At 63.7% G+C, this 17,355-nt stretch carries 18 protein-coding genes and 1 pseudogene; 5 read left to right on the forward strand and 14 right to left on the reverse strand.

The annotated features are described in order from the left end of the window. Window positions 1–283: 283 nt before the first annotated feature. Window positions 284–1,678 carry an LLM class flavin-dependent oxidoreductase gene (locus HHL14_RS26190; RefSeq protein WP_169500490.1) on the forward strand — a complete coding sequence of 465 codons (1,395 nt, stop codon included), beginning with the start codon at window positions 284–286 and terminating at the stop codon, window positions 1,676–1,678. 143 nt (window positions 1,679–1,821) lie between these two features. Further along, on the forward strand, window positions 1,822–2,337 hold the full coding sequence (locus HHL14_RS26195; RefSeq protein WP_169500491.1) for a flavin reductase: 516 nt from the start codon (window positions 1,822–1,824) through the stop codon (window positions 2,335–2,337). A 34-nt stretch (window positions 2,338–2,371) separates the two neighbouring features. Here HHL14_RS26195 and HHL14_RS26200 read toward each other — a convergent pair whose 3' ends face one another. The 7 genes and pseudogenes from HHL14_RS26200 to HHL14_RS26230 all read right to left on the reverse strand — a co-directional run bounded on the left by HHL14_RS26200 (window position 2,372) and on the right by HHL14_RS26230 (window position 7,709). After that, a complete protein-coding gene (locus HHL14_RS26200; RefSeq protein ID WP_169500492.1) occupies window positions 2,372–2,620 on the reverse strand; it encodes a hypothetical protein in 249 nt (82 codons plus the stop codon). Window positions 2,621–2,667: 47 nt separating this feature from the next. Beyond that, a complete protein-coding gene (locus HHL14_RS26205) occupies window positions 2,668–3,816 on the reverse strand; it encodes a DUF1501 domain-containing protein (protein WP_169500493.1) in 1,149 nt (382 codons plus the stop codon). Window positions 3,817–3,821: 5 nt separating this feature from the next. Next, window positions 3,822–5,366 (reverse strand): DUF1800 domain-containing protein, encoded by a 1,545-nt coding sequence (locus HHL14_RS26210; RefSeq protein ID WP_169500494.1) that lies wholly within the window; start codon window positions 5,364–5,366, stop codon window positions 3,822–3,824. Between the two features lie 96 nt (window positions 5,367–5,462). Next, window positions 5,463–6,017, reverse strand: coding sequence for a periplasmic heavy metal sensor (locus HHL14_RS26215; RefSeq protein ID WP_169500495.1), 555 nt, complete (start codon window positions 6,015–6,017; stop codon window positions 5,463–5,465). Next, window positions 6,014–6,433: a hypothetical protein gene (locus tag HHL14_RS26220; RefSeq protein WP_169500496.1), complete on the reverse strand. Its 420-nt coding sequence runs from the start codon at window positions 6,431–6,433 to the stop codon at window positions 6,014–6,016. The genes HHL14_RS26215 and HHL14_RS26220 overlap by 4 nt, the downstream gene beginning before the upstream one ends. Beyond that, a pseudogene (locus tag HHL14_RS26225) lies at window positions 6,430–7,020 on the reverse strand (RNA polymerase sigma factor); the annotation flags it as partial. The gene HHL14_RS26220 and the pseudogene HHL14_RS26225, both read right to left, overlap by 4 nt. A gap of 371 nt (window positions 7,021–7,391) precedes the next feature. After that, entirely contained in the window at window positions 7,392–7,709 is a 318-nt protein-coding gene (locus tag HHL14_RS26230; RefSeq protein WP_169500498.1) for a YXWGXW repeat-containing protein, read from the reverse strand. Window positions 7,710–7,899: 190 nt separating this feature from the next. Between HHL14_RS26230 and HHL14_RS26235 the strand changes: the two genes are divergently transcribed. The 3 genes from HHL14_RS26235 to HHL14_RS26245 all read left to right on the forward strand — a co-directional run bounded on the left by HHL14_RS26235 (window position 7,900) and on the right by HHL14_RS26245 (window position 10,319). Next, the gene (locus tag HHL14_RS26235) at window positions 7,900–8,586 is read left to right on the forward strand and encodes an HAD family hydrolase (protein WP_169500499.1); all 687 of its coding nucleotides are present in this window, start codon (window positions 7,900–7,902) and stop codon (window positions 8,584–8,586) included. 265 nt (window positions 8,587–8,851) lie between these two features. After that, a complete protein-coding gene (locus tag HHL14_RS26240; protein ID WP_169500500.1) occupies window positions 8,852–9,091 on the forward strand; it encodes a hypothetical protein in 240 nt (79 codons plus the stop codon). 172 nt (window positions 9,092–9,263) lie between these two features. Next, window positions 9,264–10,319 (forward strand): glycosyltransferase, encoded by a 1,056-nt coding sequence (locus tag HHL14_RS26245; RefSeq protein WP_169500501.1) that lies wholly within the window; start codon window positions 9,264–9,266, stop codon window positions 10,317–10,319. Window positions 10,320–10,381: 62 nt separating this feature from the next. Here the strand turns inward: HHL14_RS26245 and HHL14_RS26250 are convergent, their stop codons facing one another. The 7 genes from HHL14_RS26250 to HHL14_RS33850 are packed head-to-tail and all read right to left on the reverse strand — an operon-like array spanning window position 10,382 to window position 17,325. Next, a complete protein-coding gene (locus tag HHL14_RS26250) occupies window positions 10,382–11,029 on the reverse strand; it encodes a GNAT family N-acetyltransferase (protein WP_169500536.1) in 648 nt (215 codons plus the stop codon). Between the two features lie 2 nt (window positions 11,030–11,031). Next, window positions 11,032–12,531, reverse strand: coding sequence for a glycosyltransferase (locus HHL14_RS26255; RefSeq protein WP_169500502.1), 1,500 nt, complete (start codon window positions 12,529–12,531; stop codon window positions 11,032–11,034). Window positions 12,532–12,544: 13 nt separating this feature from the next. Continuing rightward, window positions 12,545–13,630 (reverse strand): CgeB family protein, encoded by a 1,086-nt coding sequence (locus tag HHL14_RS26260; RefSeq protein WP_169500503.1) that lies wholly within the window; start codon window positions 13,628–13,630, stop codon window positions 12,545–12,547. A gap of 5 nt (window positions 13,631–13,635) precedes the next feature. After that, window positions 13,636–14,955, reverse strand: coding sequence for a glycosyltransferase family 4 protein (locus HHL14_RS26265; RefSeq protein WP_169500504.1), 1,320 nt, complete (start codon window positions 14,953–14,955; stop codon window positions 13,636–13,638). Beyond that, window positions 14,952–15,923, reverse strand: coding sequence for a polysaccharide deacetylase family protein (locus HHL14_RS26270; RefSeq protein ID WP_230413204.1), 972 nt, complete (start codon window positions 15,921–15,923; stop codon window positions 14,952–14,954). Before HHL14_RS26270 ends, HHL14_RS26265 begins: the two co-directional genes overlap by 4 nt. 5 nt (window positions 15,924–15,928) lie before the next feature. Further along, the gene (locus HHL14_RS26275; RefSeq protein WP_169500505.1) at window positions 15,929–16,480 is read right to left on the reverse strand and encodes a hypothetical protein; all 552 of its coding nucleotides are present in this window, start codon (window positions 16,478–16,480) and stop codon (window positions 15,929–15,931) included. Further along, a complete protein-coding gene (locus HHL14_RS33850) occupies window positions 16,477–17,325 on the reverse strand; it encodes a glycosyltransferase (protein ID WP_206002520.1) in 849 nt (282 codons plus the stop codon). The genes HHL14_RS26275 and HHL14_RS33850 overlap by 4 nt, the downstream gene beginning before the upstream one ends. Window positions 17,326–17,355: the final 30 nt, after the last annotated feature.

A 17,355-nucleotide genomic window follows, 5' to 3' on the forward strand; every position in this document is an offset into this window, starting at 1 on the left:
CGAAGGGTGGCGGATCGTAGCGAATGGTGGCGGAGCGCGTCGGACCGCCGGCGCCCAAACCGGCGCATCGGAGCGTCCAGTGTGGGCTCTTTGAACCGCGGGCTCGTTGAACCGCTGGCTCTCTCAATTTAGTCTTGCATAGTAATTTTTCGTCCACTATATTAAACGCAACGGAGACAGCCCCCAGCAGCAGGAAGCAGGATTACCGGCCGTCCGCCGCAACCTTGCCACCCCGGCGCCCGCAAGCTTTTGCCCGCCGCCGTCACCCTAGCCGGAACACACCATGCCGAAGGAAATCGTTCTCAACGCGTTTGACATGAACTGCGTAGGTCACATCCAGCAAGGCCTGTGGACCCATCCGCGCGATCAGTCCACGCGCTACACGGACCTGCAGTACTGGACCGACTACGCGCGCAAGCTCGAGGCCGGCCTGTTCGACGGCATCTTTTTCGCCGATGTGGTCGGCGTCTACGACGTCTACGGCGGCAATCCGGACGCGGCGGTCCGCGGCGCGGTGCAGGTGCCGGTCAACGATCCGACGCTGCTGATTCCGGCGATGGCCGCAGTCACGCGCCATCTGTCGTTCGGCGTCACGTCGAATCTGTCGATCGAACAGCCGTATCTGTTCGCGCGCCGCATGTCGACGCTCGATCATCTGACCCGCGGCCGGGTCGGCTGGAACATCGTGACCGGCTATCTGGACAGCGCGTCGCGCGCGATCGGCCTGACCGGCCAGATGGCGCACGACGACCGCTACGACCTCGCCGACGAATACATGGAGCTGGTCTACAAGCTGTGGGAATGCAGCTGGCAGGACGGCGCGGTGCTGCGCGACCGCGCGCAAGGCGTGTATGCGGATGCGTCGAAGGTCCATGTGATCCATCACCACGGCAAGCAGTATCGCGTCGATGCGATGCATCTCGCCGAGCCGTCGCCGCAGCGCACCCCGGTGCTGTACCAGGCCGGCTCGTCCGCGCGCGGCAAGCAGTTCGCGGCGGCGCATGCGGAGTGCGTGTTCGTCAACGGCCAGGCGAAGCCGGCGGTCAAGGCGATCGTCGACGATATCCGCGCGCACGCGGTCGCCGGCGGCCGCCGCGCCGACGACATCAAGGTGCTGCTCGGCCAGACCGTGATCACCGGCCGCACCGATCGCGAGGCCGAGGAGAAATACGAGGAGTACAAGCGCTACGTGAGCTCCGACGCTGCGCTCGTGCATGCGGCCGCGTCGCTCGGCATCGACTTCGCGCGCTACGACCTCGACGAGCCGATCGAAACAGGCAAGAGCCAGGCGATCGTGTCGAACGTCGAAGCGATGACGCGCGCGGCCGGTCCGCAATGGACCAAGCGCAAGCTGCTCGAACAGATGGTGCTCGGCAGCCGTCAGCAGCCGCTCGTCGGGGCGGCGCAGAAGATTGCCGACGAGCTGATCGCGTGGACCGAGGAAACTGGCGTCGACGGTTTCAATCTGTCGCGCACCGTCGTGCCCGAATGCTTCGACGATTTCATCGAGCTGGTCGTGCCGTTGCTGCAGGAGCGCGGCGCGTACAAGCGCGCGTATCGCGACGGCACGTTGCGCGAAAAGCTGTTCGGCCATGCCCGCCTGCCCGATAGCCACACGGCGGCGCGTTTTCGTTCGCCGGCCTGCGCGGCGGCGCCGGCCGACAACGTGCAAGGCTGACGGCGAGACGCACGGCGCGCGTTCGGCTTAGCGGCGGTGCTTCGCGCGCTGTGCGCAGAGCTGAACGCACCACGCGGCGCACAACCCGAACACCACTCGCAGCACCACCCGGCAACAGCAGAACTTTTCAGAAGAGGCACCCCATGGTCGACAAGAGCATGTTCCGCGACGCGATGGCCGGGCTCGGCGCGGCCGTCAACATCATCACCAGCGACGGCGACGCCGGCCTCGCGGGCTGCACCGCGTCGGCGGTCTGCGGCGTCACCGACGAGCCGCCCACGCTGCTCGTCTGCATCAATCGCGGCAGCCGCAACAACGCGGCGTTTCGTGCCAACGGCAAGCTCTGCGTGAACGTGCTGAGCGCGGAGCAGCAGTCGCTCGCCGCGCACTTCGCCACGAGCGCATTGCCGATCGACGAGCGCTTCGCCGCCGCGCAATGGGAGCGTCTCGCGACCGGTGCGCCGGTGTTGCAGCATGCGCTGGCGTCGCTCGACTGCGAGATCGAATCGGTCACCGAAGTCGGCACGCACACGGTGTTCTTCTGCGCGGTGAAAGCCGCGCGCACACTCGATGGCACGCGCGACGCGCTGATCTATTACGGGCGCCGCTATCATCGGGTCGGCGAGCGTTCGGTGCATGCCGCGCATGCAGCGGTGTAGCGGCATCAGGTCGCGATGCCACCCACCTTCCCCCTCAACGCCTTACCCCCACACTCGATCTCCCCGTCGCCGTCCGTTCGAACAGCGCGGCAGCCGCGCGTTCCGGATCGAGCCCGATGGCCTCGCTGGCCGCGCCGACGATCAACGCAATCAGCAAAGCCGTTCGCTTCAGCTCGAGCGACGGCTCGGGCCGAGGCCTAAGCCTCGCGCTCTCCGGCCACGCGCGATCGCTCGCCCTTCTCACTCCAACTGCCTCGCTGCCACCGAACCCCCGCTCGTCCATCGCCCACCTCCGCGCCATCATCGAGCTACCGTCGAGCCATTCACGCGTCACGCCCGCACGACACCCGTCACTGGTCTGCCTGCCGGCGTGCGCCCAAACAACTGCACCGCCGTACGTTCGGGATCGAGCCCGAGGCTTTCGCTCGCGGTGCCGGCGATCAACGCATCGAGCGACGCGGTCGGCTTCAGGTCGCGCGCCTGATACAGCTGATGCGGTGCGAGCCCCGGCCAGTCCGCCAGCACCCGACCGCCCTGCACCGAGCCGCCGAGCACCATCGCGACCGAGCCGGTGCCGTGATCGGTGCCGCCGGTGCCGTTCGCGGCGGCGGTCCTGCCGAACTCGGTCGCGACCAGCACCGTGGTCTGCCGCCACGCCGGCCCCATGCCGTCGCGTAGCGCGGCGAGCATCGTATCGAGCGCCTTCAGCTGATTCGCGAGCCGCGCGTTCTGCGCGCTATGCGTGTCCCAACCGCCGGTTTCGATCATCGCGATGCGCGGACCGTCGTCGCGAACGAGAAAACTGGCCGCGAGCTTGCCGAGGCTAGCCGGGTCCTCGCGCGCGCCGGCATCGCCGGCGAGTCCGCGCGCGGCCAACGCCGCGGCCCACAGCGGCCGCAATTGCGCATCCTGCTCGTACAGTTGCGAGACACGCGTGAGCAGATCGTCGGGCGCCTGCGGCAACGCCGACGGCGCATACGAGGTCACCGCGGACGCGCCGCGCAACGCCATCGGCACGGTCGGCGCAAACGCGATCGCGTTGTCGCGCGTGGCCGGCAATTGCGCGGCGAGCCGGTTCAGCCAGCCGTCCTTCACCTGATACGGCGACGTGCCGCCCGTCTCCAGCACGTTCTGCCCGTCGAAATGCGAGCGATCGCGATACGGCGACGCGATCGCATGCACGAACAGCACCTCACGATCCGCATACATCTTCGCGACCTGCGCGAGCGCCGGATGCAGCGCGAAGGTGCCGTCGAGATGCGGGGCCGTCGATGCATCGATCGCGAGCGGCCCGCGCAAGCTCGCATACGCGGGGTCCGCATAGGGCACGACGATGTTCAACCCATCGGCCGCGCCGCGCTGGATCACGAACACGAAACGGCGCTCGGTCGCGACGTGCGCGAACGCGATCCGCGGCGCCACGAGCAGCGCGCCGGCACCGATGGCGGCGACGTTCAGAAACTGGCGACGTGTCGGCATGGCAGTCATCTCCGTTGAAAATCGGGCGATACGAGTAAGAGCGCGAGCGCCGTCGATGCGCTTTCCGCGCGCGCCACCGCCGTGGCGGTCGGTTCGCTGAGCGAGCCGGCCAACAGCGTCTGGCCGAGCGCGCGCGCATCGAGCCGGTCGCCGACGCGCGCGGCGAAGCGTTGCGCGACGTCGACGCGGCGCACCAGCGCATCGGGCGCGGCCCAGCTCGCGGCGATATCGTCGTAGCCGGCCGGCGAGCCGGGACGCCAGACCGGCTGGCCGAGCTGCGTGAAAATCGGCGCGCTCTGCAGCTTGCCGAGGTCCTGCCAGCCGAGTCCGCGCATCGACGAAATAGTCCACTCCCATGGCGTCTTGAACTTCACCGCCGTCGACGACCACGCTTGCGGCGTGTCGATCAACGCGCGATACATGCTCGGCAGATCGCCGCCGCTGCGCGTGAAGGCATCGGCGAGACGCTCGCTGACGCCGGGCGGTGGGTTATCCGCGACGAAATGACGGGCGAGCTTCGCGCCGATATGCTGCGCGGTGGCCGGCGCGTGCGCGAGGTCGCGCAAAATCGCGAGCGCCTGCTGTTCGCCGGCTTCGTCATAGCGATGGCCCATGATCGTGCGCGTGCCGGGCTCGTGCAGCGCGGCGCGAAACACGAAGCTGCCGGGTTCGGCCGGCGGCCCGACACCACGGCGCGTTGCGTTGGCACCGCCGTTGCCCGGTTTGCCGACGAGGCTCCAGCCGGTCAACGCGCGCGCGAACTCGGTCACGTCGTCCTGGCTGTAGCCGCTGCGCACGCCGAGCGTGTGCAGCTCCATGATCTCGCGCGCGAGATTCTCGTTGAGCCCGCGTTTATTGTCGGGATCGCGTTGCGCGGCGCGCAGCGCGGCCATGCTGTCGGGACCGACCGAGCGGGTCTGGTCGAGAAACAGCTGCATCGCCGGATGACGCTCGACCGCCACCAGCATGTCCTCGAAACGGCCAAGCACGTGCGGGCGGATCGCCTCCGCTTCGAACGAACCGGCGAGCGCCGCGACGCCGGGTTTTTCCGTCGATACCGCGAAGTGATTGGCCCAGAAATGCACAAGCCGTTCGACGAAGGGCGTCGGTGTGGTCAGCGCACTGGTTACGCGAGCATTGACCGACGCGCGGTAGAGGTCGAGAACTTCGGCGCGTAATGCTTTTTGTTCGGCCTGCCTGGCAGTTTTTGCATCCGGTTGGCTGGCGGCTGCGGGATGGTTCAGGTTGTTGGCTGCGCCTCCGTTTGCATTGCCGTTTGCGTTATTGCCCATGCCTTCGCTAACGCTTACGCCCTCTCCCGGCTTCTGCTTACGCTCCCGCTCGATCTCCATACGCTGCTCTACAAGCTCGCCCGACACCGCGATCGAATCGGGCTGGTTCGCCCACGCGGCCGGGCGCGCCTGATACTGCTCGAACTGCGCGAGTAGCCACGCTTTGGGATCGGCGGGCGGCGTGTCGTCCGCGCGCGCGCCGAGGCCGAAGCGGTTCAGCGCGATCGCCGCGGCGCTCAGGTTGGGAGCATGGGCCATACGAACCTCATCGACATCGAGAACTCTTATCGAGAACACCTACCTAGCCGTTAAACGTCACTGGCGACGCAATCCGTCGCCGTGCCGCGATTTTTTTCAGTCATCCGAAGCAGCGTTGGCCGGTGCGCTCTGCTGCGAATCTTCCCGCTGCCCCACAGCCCCGTTCGCCGGCCTCTTCGCGTTCGCGGCCGGCTGCGTTTCGCGCCATTGCCCACGCAGCCGCAGGCTATCGGCGAACTCGACGCGTTGCTCGGGCGTCAGCGTCGCCGCGAAATCCGCAACGCTCGCTTCGACCATCGCGCGCAGACTGCTGTCGGCCGCACGCGTGCGCGCGAGCGCGGCATCGAGCGCCGCGCGATCGAACTGCGGCGCCGCCAGCAAACGCAAGACCTCGTGACGCCCCTCGCGTGCCTCGCGCGCATATTGCCGCCCGGCGCGGCGCGCGTCCTTCAAACCGTCGATAAAGGCCTGCTGCCGCTCCGCCGGCAGCGGCTCGGCGGCAAAGCGCAGCGCGCGCTGCTCCGGCGCCGCGGCCCGGTTGGCGCCATGCGCGGCGAACCATTGATACGCACCGCCGGCAATCGCGCCGAGCAGAAACACGTTCAGCACCGCCGAGCCCAGCAGCGCGACTTTCCACGAGCGCCCGTTCATTCGCCGCTCCAATCGGCGGAGGTGCCACCGAAGCTCGAAGTCAGATAGGAGGATTCGTGCGCGAGCGGCGGCGGATTTCCGCTCAGCACGAAGAACGACACCGCGAACGCGCCGGCCGCGCCGCCGAGCAGCCCGACCCCGGCCACCGCCGCGCCGGACCACCACCAGCGCCGACGCATGGACGCGCGAGCGCGCGGCGCGCCGTCGATGATGCGTCGCTGCAGTTCGAGCCCCGCCGGCTCGACCTCGTCGCTGGCCAGCCATGCGTCGAGGCCAGCCGCGTCGGCGAGCAGCGTGTCGGCTTCGACGCGATGCGCTTGCGCCCACGCCTGCGCGGCGGCGCGCTCATCATCGGGCCAGCGGCGTGGTTCGGCGCCGTAGGCGGCGATGATCTGATGGAATCGTTCGGGCGTCATGACTTGTCCTTGCTAAGGCCGCTGCCGGCCAGTTGAGCGCGCAGATTGCGGCGCGCGCGAGCCAGCAGACTTTCCAGCGCATCGATGCCGACGCCCATCAGGGCGGCGGCATCTAGGTTCGACATTTCCTGGTAATAGGTCAGCACGAGCGCTTCGCGCTGACGCGGTGGCAATGCGGCCAACGCCGCGCGCACGCGGGCGTTTTCGGCAAGCGTTTCGAGTCGCGTGTCGGGCGACATAGCGGGATCGGCGGAGTCGGGCAATGCGTCGCTCGGCTCTTCGCGACGGCCACGCAGACGGTCGTAGCAGAGATTGAGCGCGACCCGGTGCATCCACGTGTCGAACTTCGCTTCGCCGTCGCGCCAGCGCGCGGCCTGCTTCCAGATGCGCACGAACACCTCCTGCGCGACGTCTTCCGCTTCCATGCGGTCGCCGAGCATGCGGGTGGCGAGCGCCAGCAGCCGCGGCAGCTTGCGCGCGACCAGCGAGCGGACCGCGCCGGGCTCCTCGCGGCCCACCCGCGCGATCAGCTCGGCGTCCGGATCGGGCGGAGCGTCGCTCAAGGCGCGCGGCTCCGTTGCGACAGCGCGCGTGTCGGTGCGGACCGCTTCACGGGATCAACGCGATTCACTTGCCGCCGCTCCTTTGCATCGATGTTGTTCTGTGTCGCCTGGCGCGAATCGGCAACGCCGCGCGCTCGCACTGCCATTCAATATACGACGACCGCCGGCCGGTAATAAGCGGGCCGCGCCGGATACACCACACAGCCGGCGAGCAAAGTCGCCAGCAGAATCGTCATGAGGGTTTTCATCGCCTACCTGCTTCGGTGGAATTCGGTGGAAGATCGACGCCGCGCGAGCCCGCACACCTGCTCAGGTGTGTGTCGAACGCGTGTTCGGGCGCGCGGCGCGGGACGGGATCACACCGCTGTCACGCGACGTGCGCTGCGTGTTCGTACTCAGGCCCAATGACCTTCGATCCAGCGCCAATGCGGCCCGCGCTGCGCCCAATGCCCCGGCACCCAGCGATAGCCGGCGCGCACCGGCTGCCAGTGGCCCGGTGTCCACACGTAGCGGCCGTGATCCCAGCGCCAGCGCCCCTGATCCCACACATAGCCCTCGCGCGGCGCCGGCATCACTTCGACGCGGGGCGGCGGGGGCGCCATCGGCGCGATGATCACTTCGGCGGACGCGGGTGTGGTCGTCAACGTGGCCGCGCAGCAAAGCGCGGCAGCGAACGTGGAACCCAGCAGACGAATCGTGCGGCTCGTGGCCATGGCAATTTCTCCGTTGAGGATCGAAAGGAGTCCGGGCGCTGAATGACGCCGTTTCTTCTTGAACGGACCAGCGGCAGAAATCCGTCGGCGCGTGGGAGAAAAAGATTGGAAGAACAATTGTGGCGGGCGCGACACGGAGGCCGGTGCGGTATCCTTGCCGGTTCCACGACCTTTATCTCTACCTTGCCCGATGGCCAATTTCCCCTTCGACGCCGTACTTTTCGATTGCGACGGTGTGCTTGTCGACTCCGAACCCATCACGAACCGCGTGCTCACCGAGATGCTCGGCGAGCTGGGCTGGCATCTGAGCGTCGAAGAGACGATGCGTATTTTCGTCGGCAAGATGGTCAAGGACGAAGCGCCGCTCATCGAAGCCCGCACCGGCTTCGCACTCACGCCCGAATGGCTCACGCAATTTCGCGCGCGGCGCAACACGGCGCTCGATAACGAACTGCAGGCGATCGACGGCGCGGCCGACGCGGTGCGCGCATTGCAGCGCACGCTGAACGGACGCATCGCGGTTGCCTCGGGCGCGGACCGCGTGAAGGTCGAATTGCAGCTCGCGAAGGCCGGCATTCTCGACTGTTTCGAAGGCCGCATTTTCAGCGGCCACGAAATGCCGCGCAGCAAGCCGTTTCCCGACGTGTACCTCGCCGCTGCCGCCGGCCTCGGTGTCGAGCCGACGCGTTGCGCGGTGATCGAAGATACGGTTACTGGCGCGACCGCTGGCGTCGCGGCCGGCGCGACGGTGTTCGGTTACTGCCCGTCGCAACTCGGGCATAGCAGCGCAACCGCGCTGCATGGCGCGGGCGTTGTGCATGTGTTCCATGACATGGCGGAGTTGCCGGGTTTGCTGGCGGGATGGGCGAAGCGCTGATGCGCTGACTCGACGATTCGCCTGGTCTGCCGATGCCGCGAAGTGTTGGCGGTTCGACGACACCGGCGACTCGCAGGTTGGTCGACGGCGTTCACCTGCCACGTTTGCCGATGCCGTCGATCATTACCCGATCTCCGCCACACGCGGCGCTCTCGCGGATAGCCGGCCACCCGGCCCGGCGCATGGCATGGTGCGTGCAACTGGAACGCACGAACGCGCGCGATTAGCGCGTTCGTCGCCCTTCCACCCTTGCCGGAGATCCATCATGACCAGCCTCGTTTTCAGCGACCTGTCGCATTGCGACGACCTCGAGCGCGCCGACGCGCAATCCGTACGTGGCGGCAGCGCGTGTTTCAGGCGCGAAGAGCCGTACCCTTGCCATCACGAACCGTCGCCGGTTTGCAAGCCGCCGCACTACAACCCCTACCCGCCGGTGCATCTCGGCTGCCTGCCGGTGCATACGCCGATCTGCTATCCGCAGCCCGGGCATATCGTGCCGCTGTAAGCACGAGACATCGCGCCGTCGTGAACGACGGCGCGGTCGTCCATGTGGCCCAGGTGGGGACCATCGGGCCGCATCGCGCGTTCATGCGCTCCTTCGGAAGATATGAATCCGGATGTCGGCGGCGACCGTATAATCGTGGCCTAAAATCAAACGGCCCAGGATCTTCTCGCATATGGCTGCATGCCAGTGCCAGCTGGAAGCAATCATCCCGTATGCCGCGGAACGCAATAACATTCTGCCGGTGTGCGATGCATTGCGATGCGTGAAGTCAGACGCATGGTTGCCCACAGATTTTCCGCTTCAAGATCTTCTCGATGTCTCAGCAAAAGCTCAGACCATAAATAGAATGCTTAAACCCATAGTGATTGGTGTCACCCGGTTTTCCGTTGATCCGCTGTCGATCATTGGCTCATCGGCACTGAAAGATCAGCAGGATCTGTTGAAACGCCAGCTCGCCGTCTATCAGCCGGAAAGACTGGCGAGCCGATGGACGCTGTTCAATCACTTTGCGCTACCGAGCCTCATTACGGCAGCTGAACGGCACGAGAATTTTTTCCATCTGCTGGCTTATTCGTCCACGCTAACCGGTCCGATTCGTGAAAACCTGCACGCTCTCGAGAACAGGCATCGTTCATGGTTGCGACTCGTCGCGGTAGAACCCGATGAGAGTTTCAACGACGTGGTACGCAACGAGACGCGCTCGCTGCTGGCCGAAAAAGCAGAAGGGAAATGCGGCTTCAATTTCCGTATCGACGATGACGACGTACTGAACCCCGACTTTGTCGACGCGGTTGCCGAAGTCTGGCCATCATGCGAAGAAGGTCAGGTCCTATCCTTCGATCTGGGGCAATATCTGCAACGCGTGACGGACAACGAATACCTGGTCAGCGACGTCGACTATCCGAAGATCGCAATCGGTCTGGGTGTTTTCTGCAACGCCACGTCGCAGGAGTACGTTTTCGATCTGCCCGTGCACAATCACATACCGGACACACGGGTCGTGAACATTCGCGACAAGGCCTACTGGGTAAGAGTGCTTCACTCGCACAATGACTCGGGTACGCGTTCTTCACCCGCGCAATCGCGGATTCCGATGGAAGAAGCCAGCGCGCGTCTCGTCGCCAGATACGGGCATTTGAATATCCCGAAGGCATTGCAGTGCCTCTCCATCATCACGGAAACAAGCCGGGTACAGACCGCACCGAAAGTCCTGTTTGGGATTCAGTAATTGATGCCGTGGCTCGCGAGGCGTGATGGCCTCGCGAGCCGAATCTGCTAAAACTATTAAAACTATTTACGCGCGTCGAAGCGCATACGCACCGATTCCAATGGCGCCGGCAGGCGCGACGAACGCGGTTTGCGCCTCGGCAATTCGACGAACCCCAGCCGTCGATAAAGCGACGCAGCGCGCTCGTTGCTCACGAGCACATCGAGCACGATTTCACGCCCGCTCGCGTCGAGCCCCCGCTGATCTGCGACGTCGCTGCGCAAAGCGTGCTGGAATAGCGCGCTGAAAATTCCCGTACCGCGTGCTTCTTCGTTTGTCGCACAGTGCGCGATGAGCGTTTGCGCGCGCTTCGGTTTGGGCAATTCCGTTTCGAGCACGAGGCCGCGCAGCAGCATCGGTACCGTGCGGAGCACACCGAAGTGACGCGAGAGCGTCCAGACGATATGCGCGTCGTCGGCAAGAATGCGACGACCATCGTGCGCCGCGAGTACCGCTACGATCTTGCCCTGCGCATCGACGGCGACTTCATGTCGACGCCACGAAAACCGTCCAGCCGAAAGCGCAAACGAGTACTCGAGAAACGGGATGCATCGCGCTGCCGGAACGCCGAGAAAAAACTCGAACTCGTGCTCACCCGACTCGAAGACGAGCGGCGCGCAGGCGGCGGCATCGCTTGCACGCGCCGGTCGAAACGTTAGATTAATGGACATGTTCAATCGTCTTGCTGCTTGCGTCGATGTGCGTGTCGCTCCTGCCACGACCAGTACAGCGCCATACCGAAGCCGACGCACGCGGTCACGTCGAGAGGAGTCAAAAAGTAGTTCGCGCTTCGCCACGCCACCCCGACTGCAGTCAGCGCGTAGAAGAACGTAAAAATCTCACCCGCGAGCAACACGGAGTTGATGCGCGGCACGGCCAACCTGTAGCCATCCTTACCTTTGGGCGTGCGATGAAAATCACCGTGAACGCCAAATAGCGCACGCATGCCGCCGGCAAAGTAATACCAGGCCATCGGCAGGAACATGGCGATATAGCGATACGTATCCCACAGGTCGCCCAACACGTTAGGCTTCTTGTTGAAACGCGCGCCTCGGCGTGCCCCGAACGCATTTTCCAGTCCCCACAACACAACCAGCCCAAAAAATGCGAGAGCGCCCCACCGCATGCCGGCGCCATCGAAATGCATCAGATAAGTCAGCGGCAGACTCAGCAGGGTCAACACATAAATCGACGCCAGCAGTACCGACGAGAACATCACCGAGATCGCGTGCATCCGTTTCATTAACGGCATGCGCTGCGAGAGCATTTGCCTGAAATGCTTGAAACCGCTGTGGATCAGCCCTCTTCCCCAGCGCTCGCGCTGAATACGGTAGGCACTGATGGTCTCCGGCAGCGTCGACATCGACACGACATCGCGCAGATACGCGTATTTCCACTCGCCGAATTGGGCGCGATACCCGAGGTCGACGTCTTCGGTCACCGTCGACGCATTCCAGCCGCCCAAGGCATCCACACAAGCCCTGCGCCAAACACACGAACTTCCGCTGAGCGACGCCATGTCGCCGTCTTCGCTCAGCCCCACCGTCACGTATTGCTGATGTCCCATTTCCATTGCCTGGAAACGGGTAAGAAACGACACGTCGCGATTTTCGTAACCAATGCCCGTTTGCAAAAAGCCCAGATTGGGGTCCTTGAAACATGGAATCGTTTTGAGCAGGAAATCAGTGGGCGGCACGAAATCCGCGTCGAAGATCGCAAAGAATTGGCCACGCGATTGCTGAATGCCGTTGACCAGGTTACCGGCTTTATAACCCTTCCGATCGGAGCGCTTGACGAGACGAATGTCGACGCCCTGCGCGGCATGCCAATCCACGCGTCCCCGTGCGAGCGCGGTCGTGCCATCCGACGAATCATCGAGCACCAGAATTTCGAGCAATTCGCCCGGATAGTGCAAGCGGCACACCGCATCGATCAGCCGCTCCACCACCTCGGATTCGTTGCGGACCGGCAATAACACGCTCACCGGCGGCCAGTTCTCCGCCTCGCTGTCGGCGTTCTGTTTAAGCGCCGACTGCACGAGTTCCGTCAACTTCTGTCGTTCGACCTTTTGCGAAATCAGGAATACGCGCAGCTCAAGCAGCACGTACACCGCAAAATAGACGACCACGACCAGAAATACGGCCTGGCAAATCCAGGAAAGCAACGCAAGCATCGTGATCAGTTCCTCACAGTTTCACGACGGTGCAGATTTCCTCTAACCGGTGTGCCCAGGTGTGATGCTGTCGCACGTAGTTCGCACCGGCTTCGGCGCGATCCAGATCTTCCTGCGAGGGACCATGGCGCAAACGCGCGAATAGTTCGCGCGTCTCTTCGTATGTATTCACGACGTGGCAGAAGTCGCGAAAATGGCGGTCGACCGCCCGACTCGGATTCGTGACCGCAATCCCACCGCACGCGAGAATTTCCAGCAGGCGCCGGGAGAACATCGTTTCCGAGCTCGTCACCGAGTTGACGTTGACCGATACCGCGTGCGACTTGTAGACATTGGCGGTCTCGCGATGCGCCACCTTCCCGTGCAAACGCATCTGCGCCGTCTTCGGAAAACGGAACTCGAGGTGGCGCGACAGCCGGTCGTGATTGCGATCGAACACGTTGATCGGCATCTCGCTCTGCTCGCAGATTTCGAAAACCATGTCGAGAAACCGACGCCGCTCGTTCAGGATGCGCCGGTAGTAGCTGCCGGTGAAACAGACTTCATTGCGGGTGAAATTGAAACCCGTGAAGCTATGAAACGCCGGTTGAAACGGCATGATCAGCGCATTGACGGGCACATGCGCCGGCACCTGCTGACGATAGCGTTCGAGGCATTCCTCATCGGTCGTGAACACGTAGTCGAACGCCTTCGCGACGTCGATGAACGCATCGAAGAACGGACCGTCGTCCTTGTTCCAGAACACGGTGGGAACACCCGCCTGCCTCGCGAAATCGACCAGACGGAAAATCGCCGTGGGTTTCGTCAGACGCAGCAATTTCGGCTGCTTGGCGAGTTCGTAACGCCAACTGCCGTCCACGCCGTGAAAAGCCGATTCGACCAGTACCAGATCCGGTTGCCAATGACTGATCACGTCGCGGTAATTCTTCGGCGTCATGACGCGAATCCGGCATTCCGCGGACAGACAGTCGGCGGTGAAGTAATCCGTGACGAGCGCGATCTTCAGATGGCCGAAGCGCCCCTGCCGCGTCGCATCCTCGGCGACCGTCGGGTGATCGTAGACGATCGAACCCAGTTTTCTAATAACCCTGCCGACCATTCCCCTTACCCCGCACTTTTCGGTAGTGCTTCGATAACAAAGTCGCGCCAGCACCGCTGTGTGGTCGCGTATTCTTTTGCCCATTCGCCCATCGCGGCAAGCGCCGCGCGGTCACTCATTGCCGTTTCGATCACGCGCGCCAGCGCGGTCGGATCGCCGGCCTTGAAAAACCAGCCTGCGGGCCGCTCGCCCATTTCGTCGCGAAACACCGGCAGATCCGGCACGATGACCGGCTTGCCCATGGCCATTGCCTCGACGAGTTTGATCGGCGGCACGATCTCGCAGACCTTGAAAGGCTTGCGTGGAATACAGACCAGCGCGCAGCGACTCAGCGCTTCCTGTGCCTTCTGCGGCGCCATGCGGCCCAGAAAGCGGATCTGTTCCGACAGGCCGAGCCGCTGCACCTGCGATTCGAGCGACACACGCGCTTCACCATCGCCAATCAGACTGACCGAAATCCGCACGCCGCGTGCGCGCAGTTGCGCCACCGCGTCGATCAGCGTGTCGAGTCCCTCATAGGCCATCAACGAGCCGGCATAGCCGATCGTGTCATGCTCTATTTCCTGCGACGCGAACGACGCGAAGCGCTCGGGTTCGACGCAATTGGGCAGCAGAAACATGCGCTCCTTGTCGATTCCCCAACGTGCACGTGCGAAGCGCCCCAATTGCTCCGAAATCACGAACACGCGATCCGCGTGCCGCGCAACGAGCCCTTCGAGTTCGAGGCCTTGCCTGAAGCCCTGGCGACCTTCGTAGTGCGGCGTGCGCGAAATCCGCGTGAGCTCCCACAGCCCGCGCATTTCGTACTGAAACGGAATGCCCAATTGGCGAGCCGCCAGCAATGCCGGTAACGCGTTCACATGATTCGACGCGGCATGAATAACGGACACGCGCTGCTTCTTTGCCCACTGCGCGACGACCCGCGCCGCCTGCATCGCATACAGCAGCACCGGGCGATTATTGGCCGGCCCTGCCGCATGCAGATAACGGACTTCGCCGACCTGGGTCTCTTCATTCAACGCGTCGTGCAAGCGGTCGATCCGGTCGAATGGATAACCGGGCCGGGTCAGCGCATGCACGCGGCCGCCCGCCGACGCCATCGCCCGAATGACCTCGTGCGTGCGCGTCGTGTAGCCGCTCGTGTGATACGGCAATGCGCTGGCCGCCACATACAGAAGCCCACCGGCATCGGCATCGGCATCGTATGGCGCGGTGGCCGCACGTCGTTGCGCCTTGCGATCCAGCGTGCGGACCGTCAGCCATCGGCTCAAGCCCAGATACGGCTCGCTAACGAACGTTTGCAGAGAATCGAATGGCCTGCTCATGTCCGCGCGGTTCCCTGTTTCTTGAGTTCGGCTTGTGCGAGATCGACGGTGTGCGACACGCTGATCTTGCCGCGCGAGTGCAGATCGAGAAATTCAGCGGTCGTGATCACGTCGTAATCTTTGGTCAAACGACGCAGGAGCTTGCGATACCCTTCCACTCGCTGATCGTCGCGATAGGTCGCGTGGCCGTTTTCGTCCCAGTACAGCAGCGACCACGAATGCAGCAGGAAAATAGAAAACGTCGGGCTGCCGCTGAACGCGTCGAGCAGCAGTTTTCCCCACCAGGGACGGAAGCGAAAGTAAGGCGACTCCGGATAGGTGAGGCGCGCCCACCATTCTTCTTTACCCACCTTCGGCAAGATCTTCTTTTCCGTCATCGGCACTTCGATCACGCCGTTCGACCACGCGTACGGCTGATTCGTCGGCTCGCTGAACACCGCCTGTTTCGCGTGAACCGCGCACATCGAATTGTTGAACGATGCCCGCACACCGGCGGCCTTAAGCGCGCGTATCGAAGCCGCATTCCAGCGGAACGAGCCCGCCCGATGCGCGAGAATCGGCTTGCCGGTTTGCGACGAGATCTGTTCGGCAAAATGTTTAATGACGAACTCGGCACGTGCATCGTCGGTATATTGGTTCATATACTGCGGACGGCGCGGGAGTCCATGTTCGGCCCAGAACGAGTCGGGCAGATATTCCGGGTGTGTGTGCAATTGCACGTCCTGACCGACGGAATCGAGCCATCGCACGACTTCACGCGTTTCTTCCAGATACGACCACGCGCCGCATTGATCGACGAAATAGACGTGCTTCGCGCCGAACTCGTCGCCGATCCCGGCCATTTCACGAATGCCCGCCGTGCCACGCTCGTGTACGCCCCACATGAGTCGCTTGACGTGATCGTGCGGCGCGCGTTTCGGCAGCGCTTCGGTATCGACCGTCAACATGGCATAACGATTCTTTTGCATCTTTCTCAACTCAATTTCGACAACGCACGCCACTCCGCCTCGCTGGCCAAACCAGCGCTCAACGGCAAGACGGTTGCATTGCGATAGCGCCACGCGAGATAGGCCTGCTTTCTCTGCTGTAGCGATGGGCCCGTGCTGCTCAACGACGGCACATATTCCACCAGCCAACCCAGCCGGGAATAAAAGGCGAAATCGGCGATATCCGTCACCAGTACTGGCGCCAGATCATCGCCGCCTTGAAGCTTTTTCGACCACCCCTCGCAGGCCGCGCGCAACTCGCGACGCTCGGCGCCGAGCGCCCAGATCATCACCGTCTTTACATCGGCAGAAACCGGTCTGTGCTTGAGGGTCGGCAACCACGGATACGGCGTGACGTGCGGCGAAATCAGATTTACCGATGCCAGTACATGCCGAATGCGCCGCCATACGCGCTCATGCCAGGTGGACGGCGACTTTTTGCCAAGCAGGTCGTAGCGGACAAGCACATCCCATTCAGGTTTGGCGGCGAGCGCTCGAATCCGACGTCGCAGTGCTTTGGTTTCCGCGATCACGCTCACTGCATGCGCTCCCGTCCTGCCGCCAAAGCGAGGATCTTTTCGGCTGCGAGCACCGCGCCGTTCATCGGGATCCCTACACGTTTGGCACCATTGCCGTTCAGCATGTCGAGCAGTTTGCCGACCGCTGCGCTGCGTTCGTCGTCGGTTTCGCAGGCGGACACGACAGCCGGCATGACGTCAGCGACCTTATGCGCGCGGCGCACCTGATCGTCGGCGAGTTGGTCGTTCGGTACGAGTAGCGCGGGCACGCCCGCCTGCACGAGTTCGCAGCAGGTGTTGTAACCGGCGGCGCCGACAAAGGCGTCGAACGCACGCAAATAGCGCGCGAGCGGATAGACCGTCAGTGGCATCACGCCATCCGGCAACTCGATATCGCGCACCGAAATGGGTGCACGCACCCAGACCACCTTGAATCCAGCGGCCTCGAAAACACGAATCAGACCGTGCCCGATCCCTGCCACGTCTTTCAGATTTCCTGGGCCGAGTGCAAACAGAACGAAACGGCCTTCCTGCGGAAGATTCAATGCTTGACGCGCTGCCGCGCGATCGAGCAGCTCATCGTCATCCAGCACGCACACGGGTGGTACGACCGCACGCTTGCCGCCGCCTTCGAGTGGCGTCTCGCTTGCCTGCGCGCCCAATTCGCCGGGCTGAATCACGAGATCGAAGCGCGACTCGTCCACGGTCACCGTCTTGCCCCCTTCCTTGAGCAAACCACGGTTCGACCAGACGAGCGCCGGCGAACCGAACGTTTCGCACGTCGCCAGAAAACCTTGAAACGGCCACGTGCCGTCGAAGACGATGACATCAGGGCGTACGCTTTCGAGCATCATGCCGAAGCGCACAGCCAGCTCGCTATTCCACGCAAACGTGGA

Origin of the sequence: Paraburkholderia antibiotica, from assembly GCF_012927125.1 — a bacterium.
In the GTDB taxonomy this organism is placed as follows: domain Bacteria; phylum Pseudomonadota; class Gammaproteobacteria; order Burkholderiales; family Burkholderiaceae; genus Paraburkholderia; species Paraburkholderia antibiotica.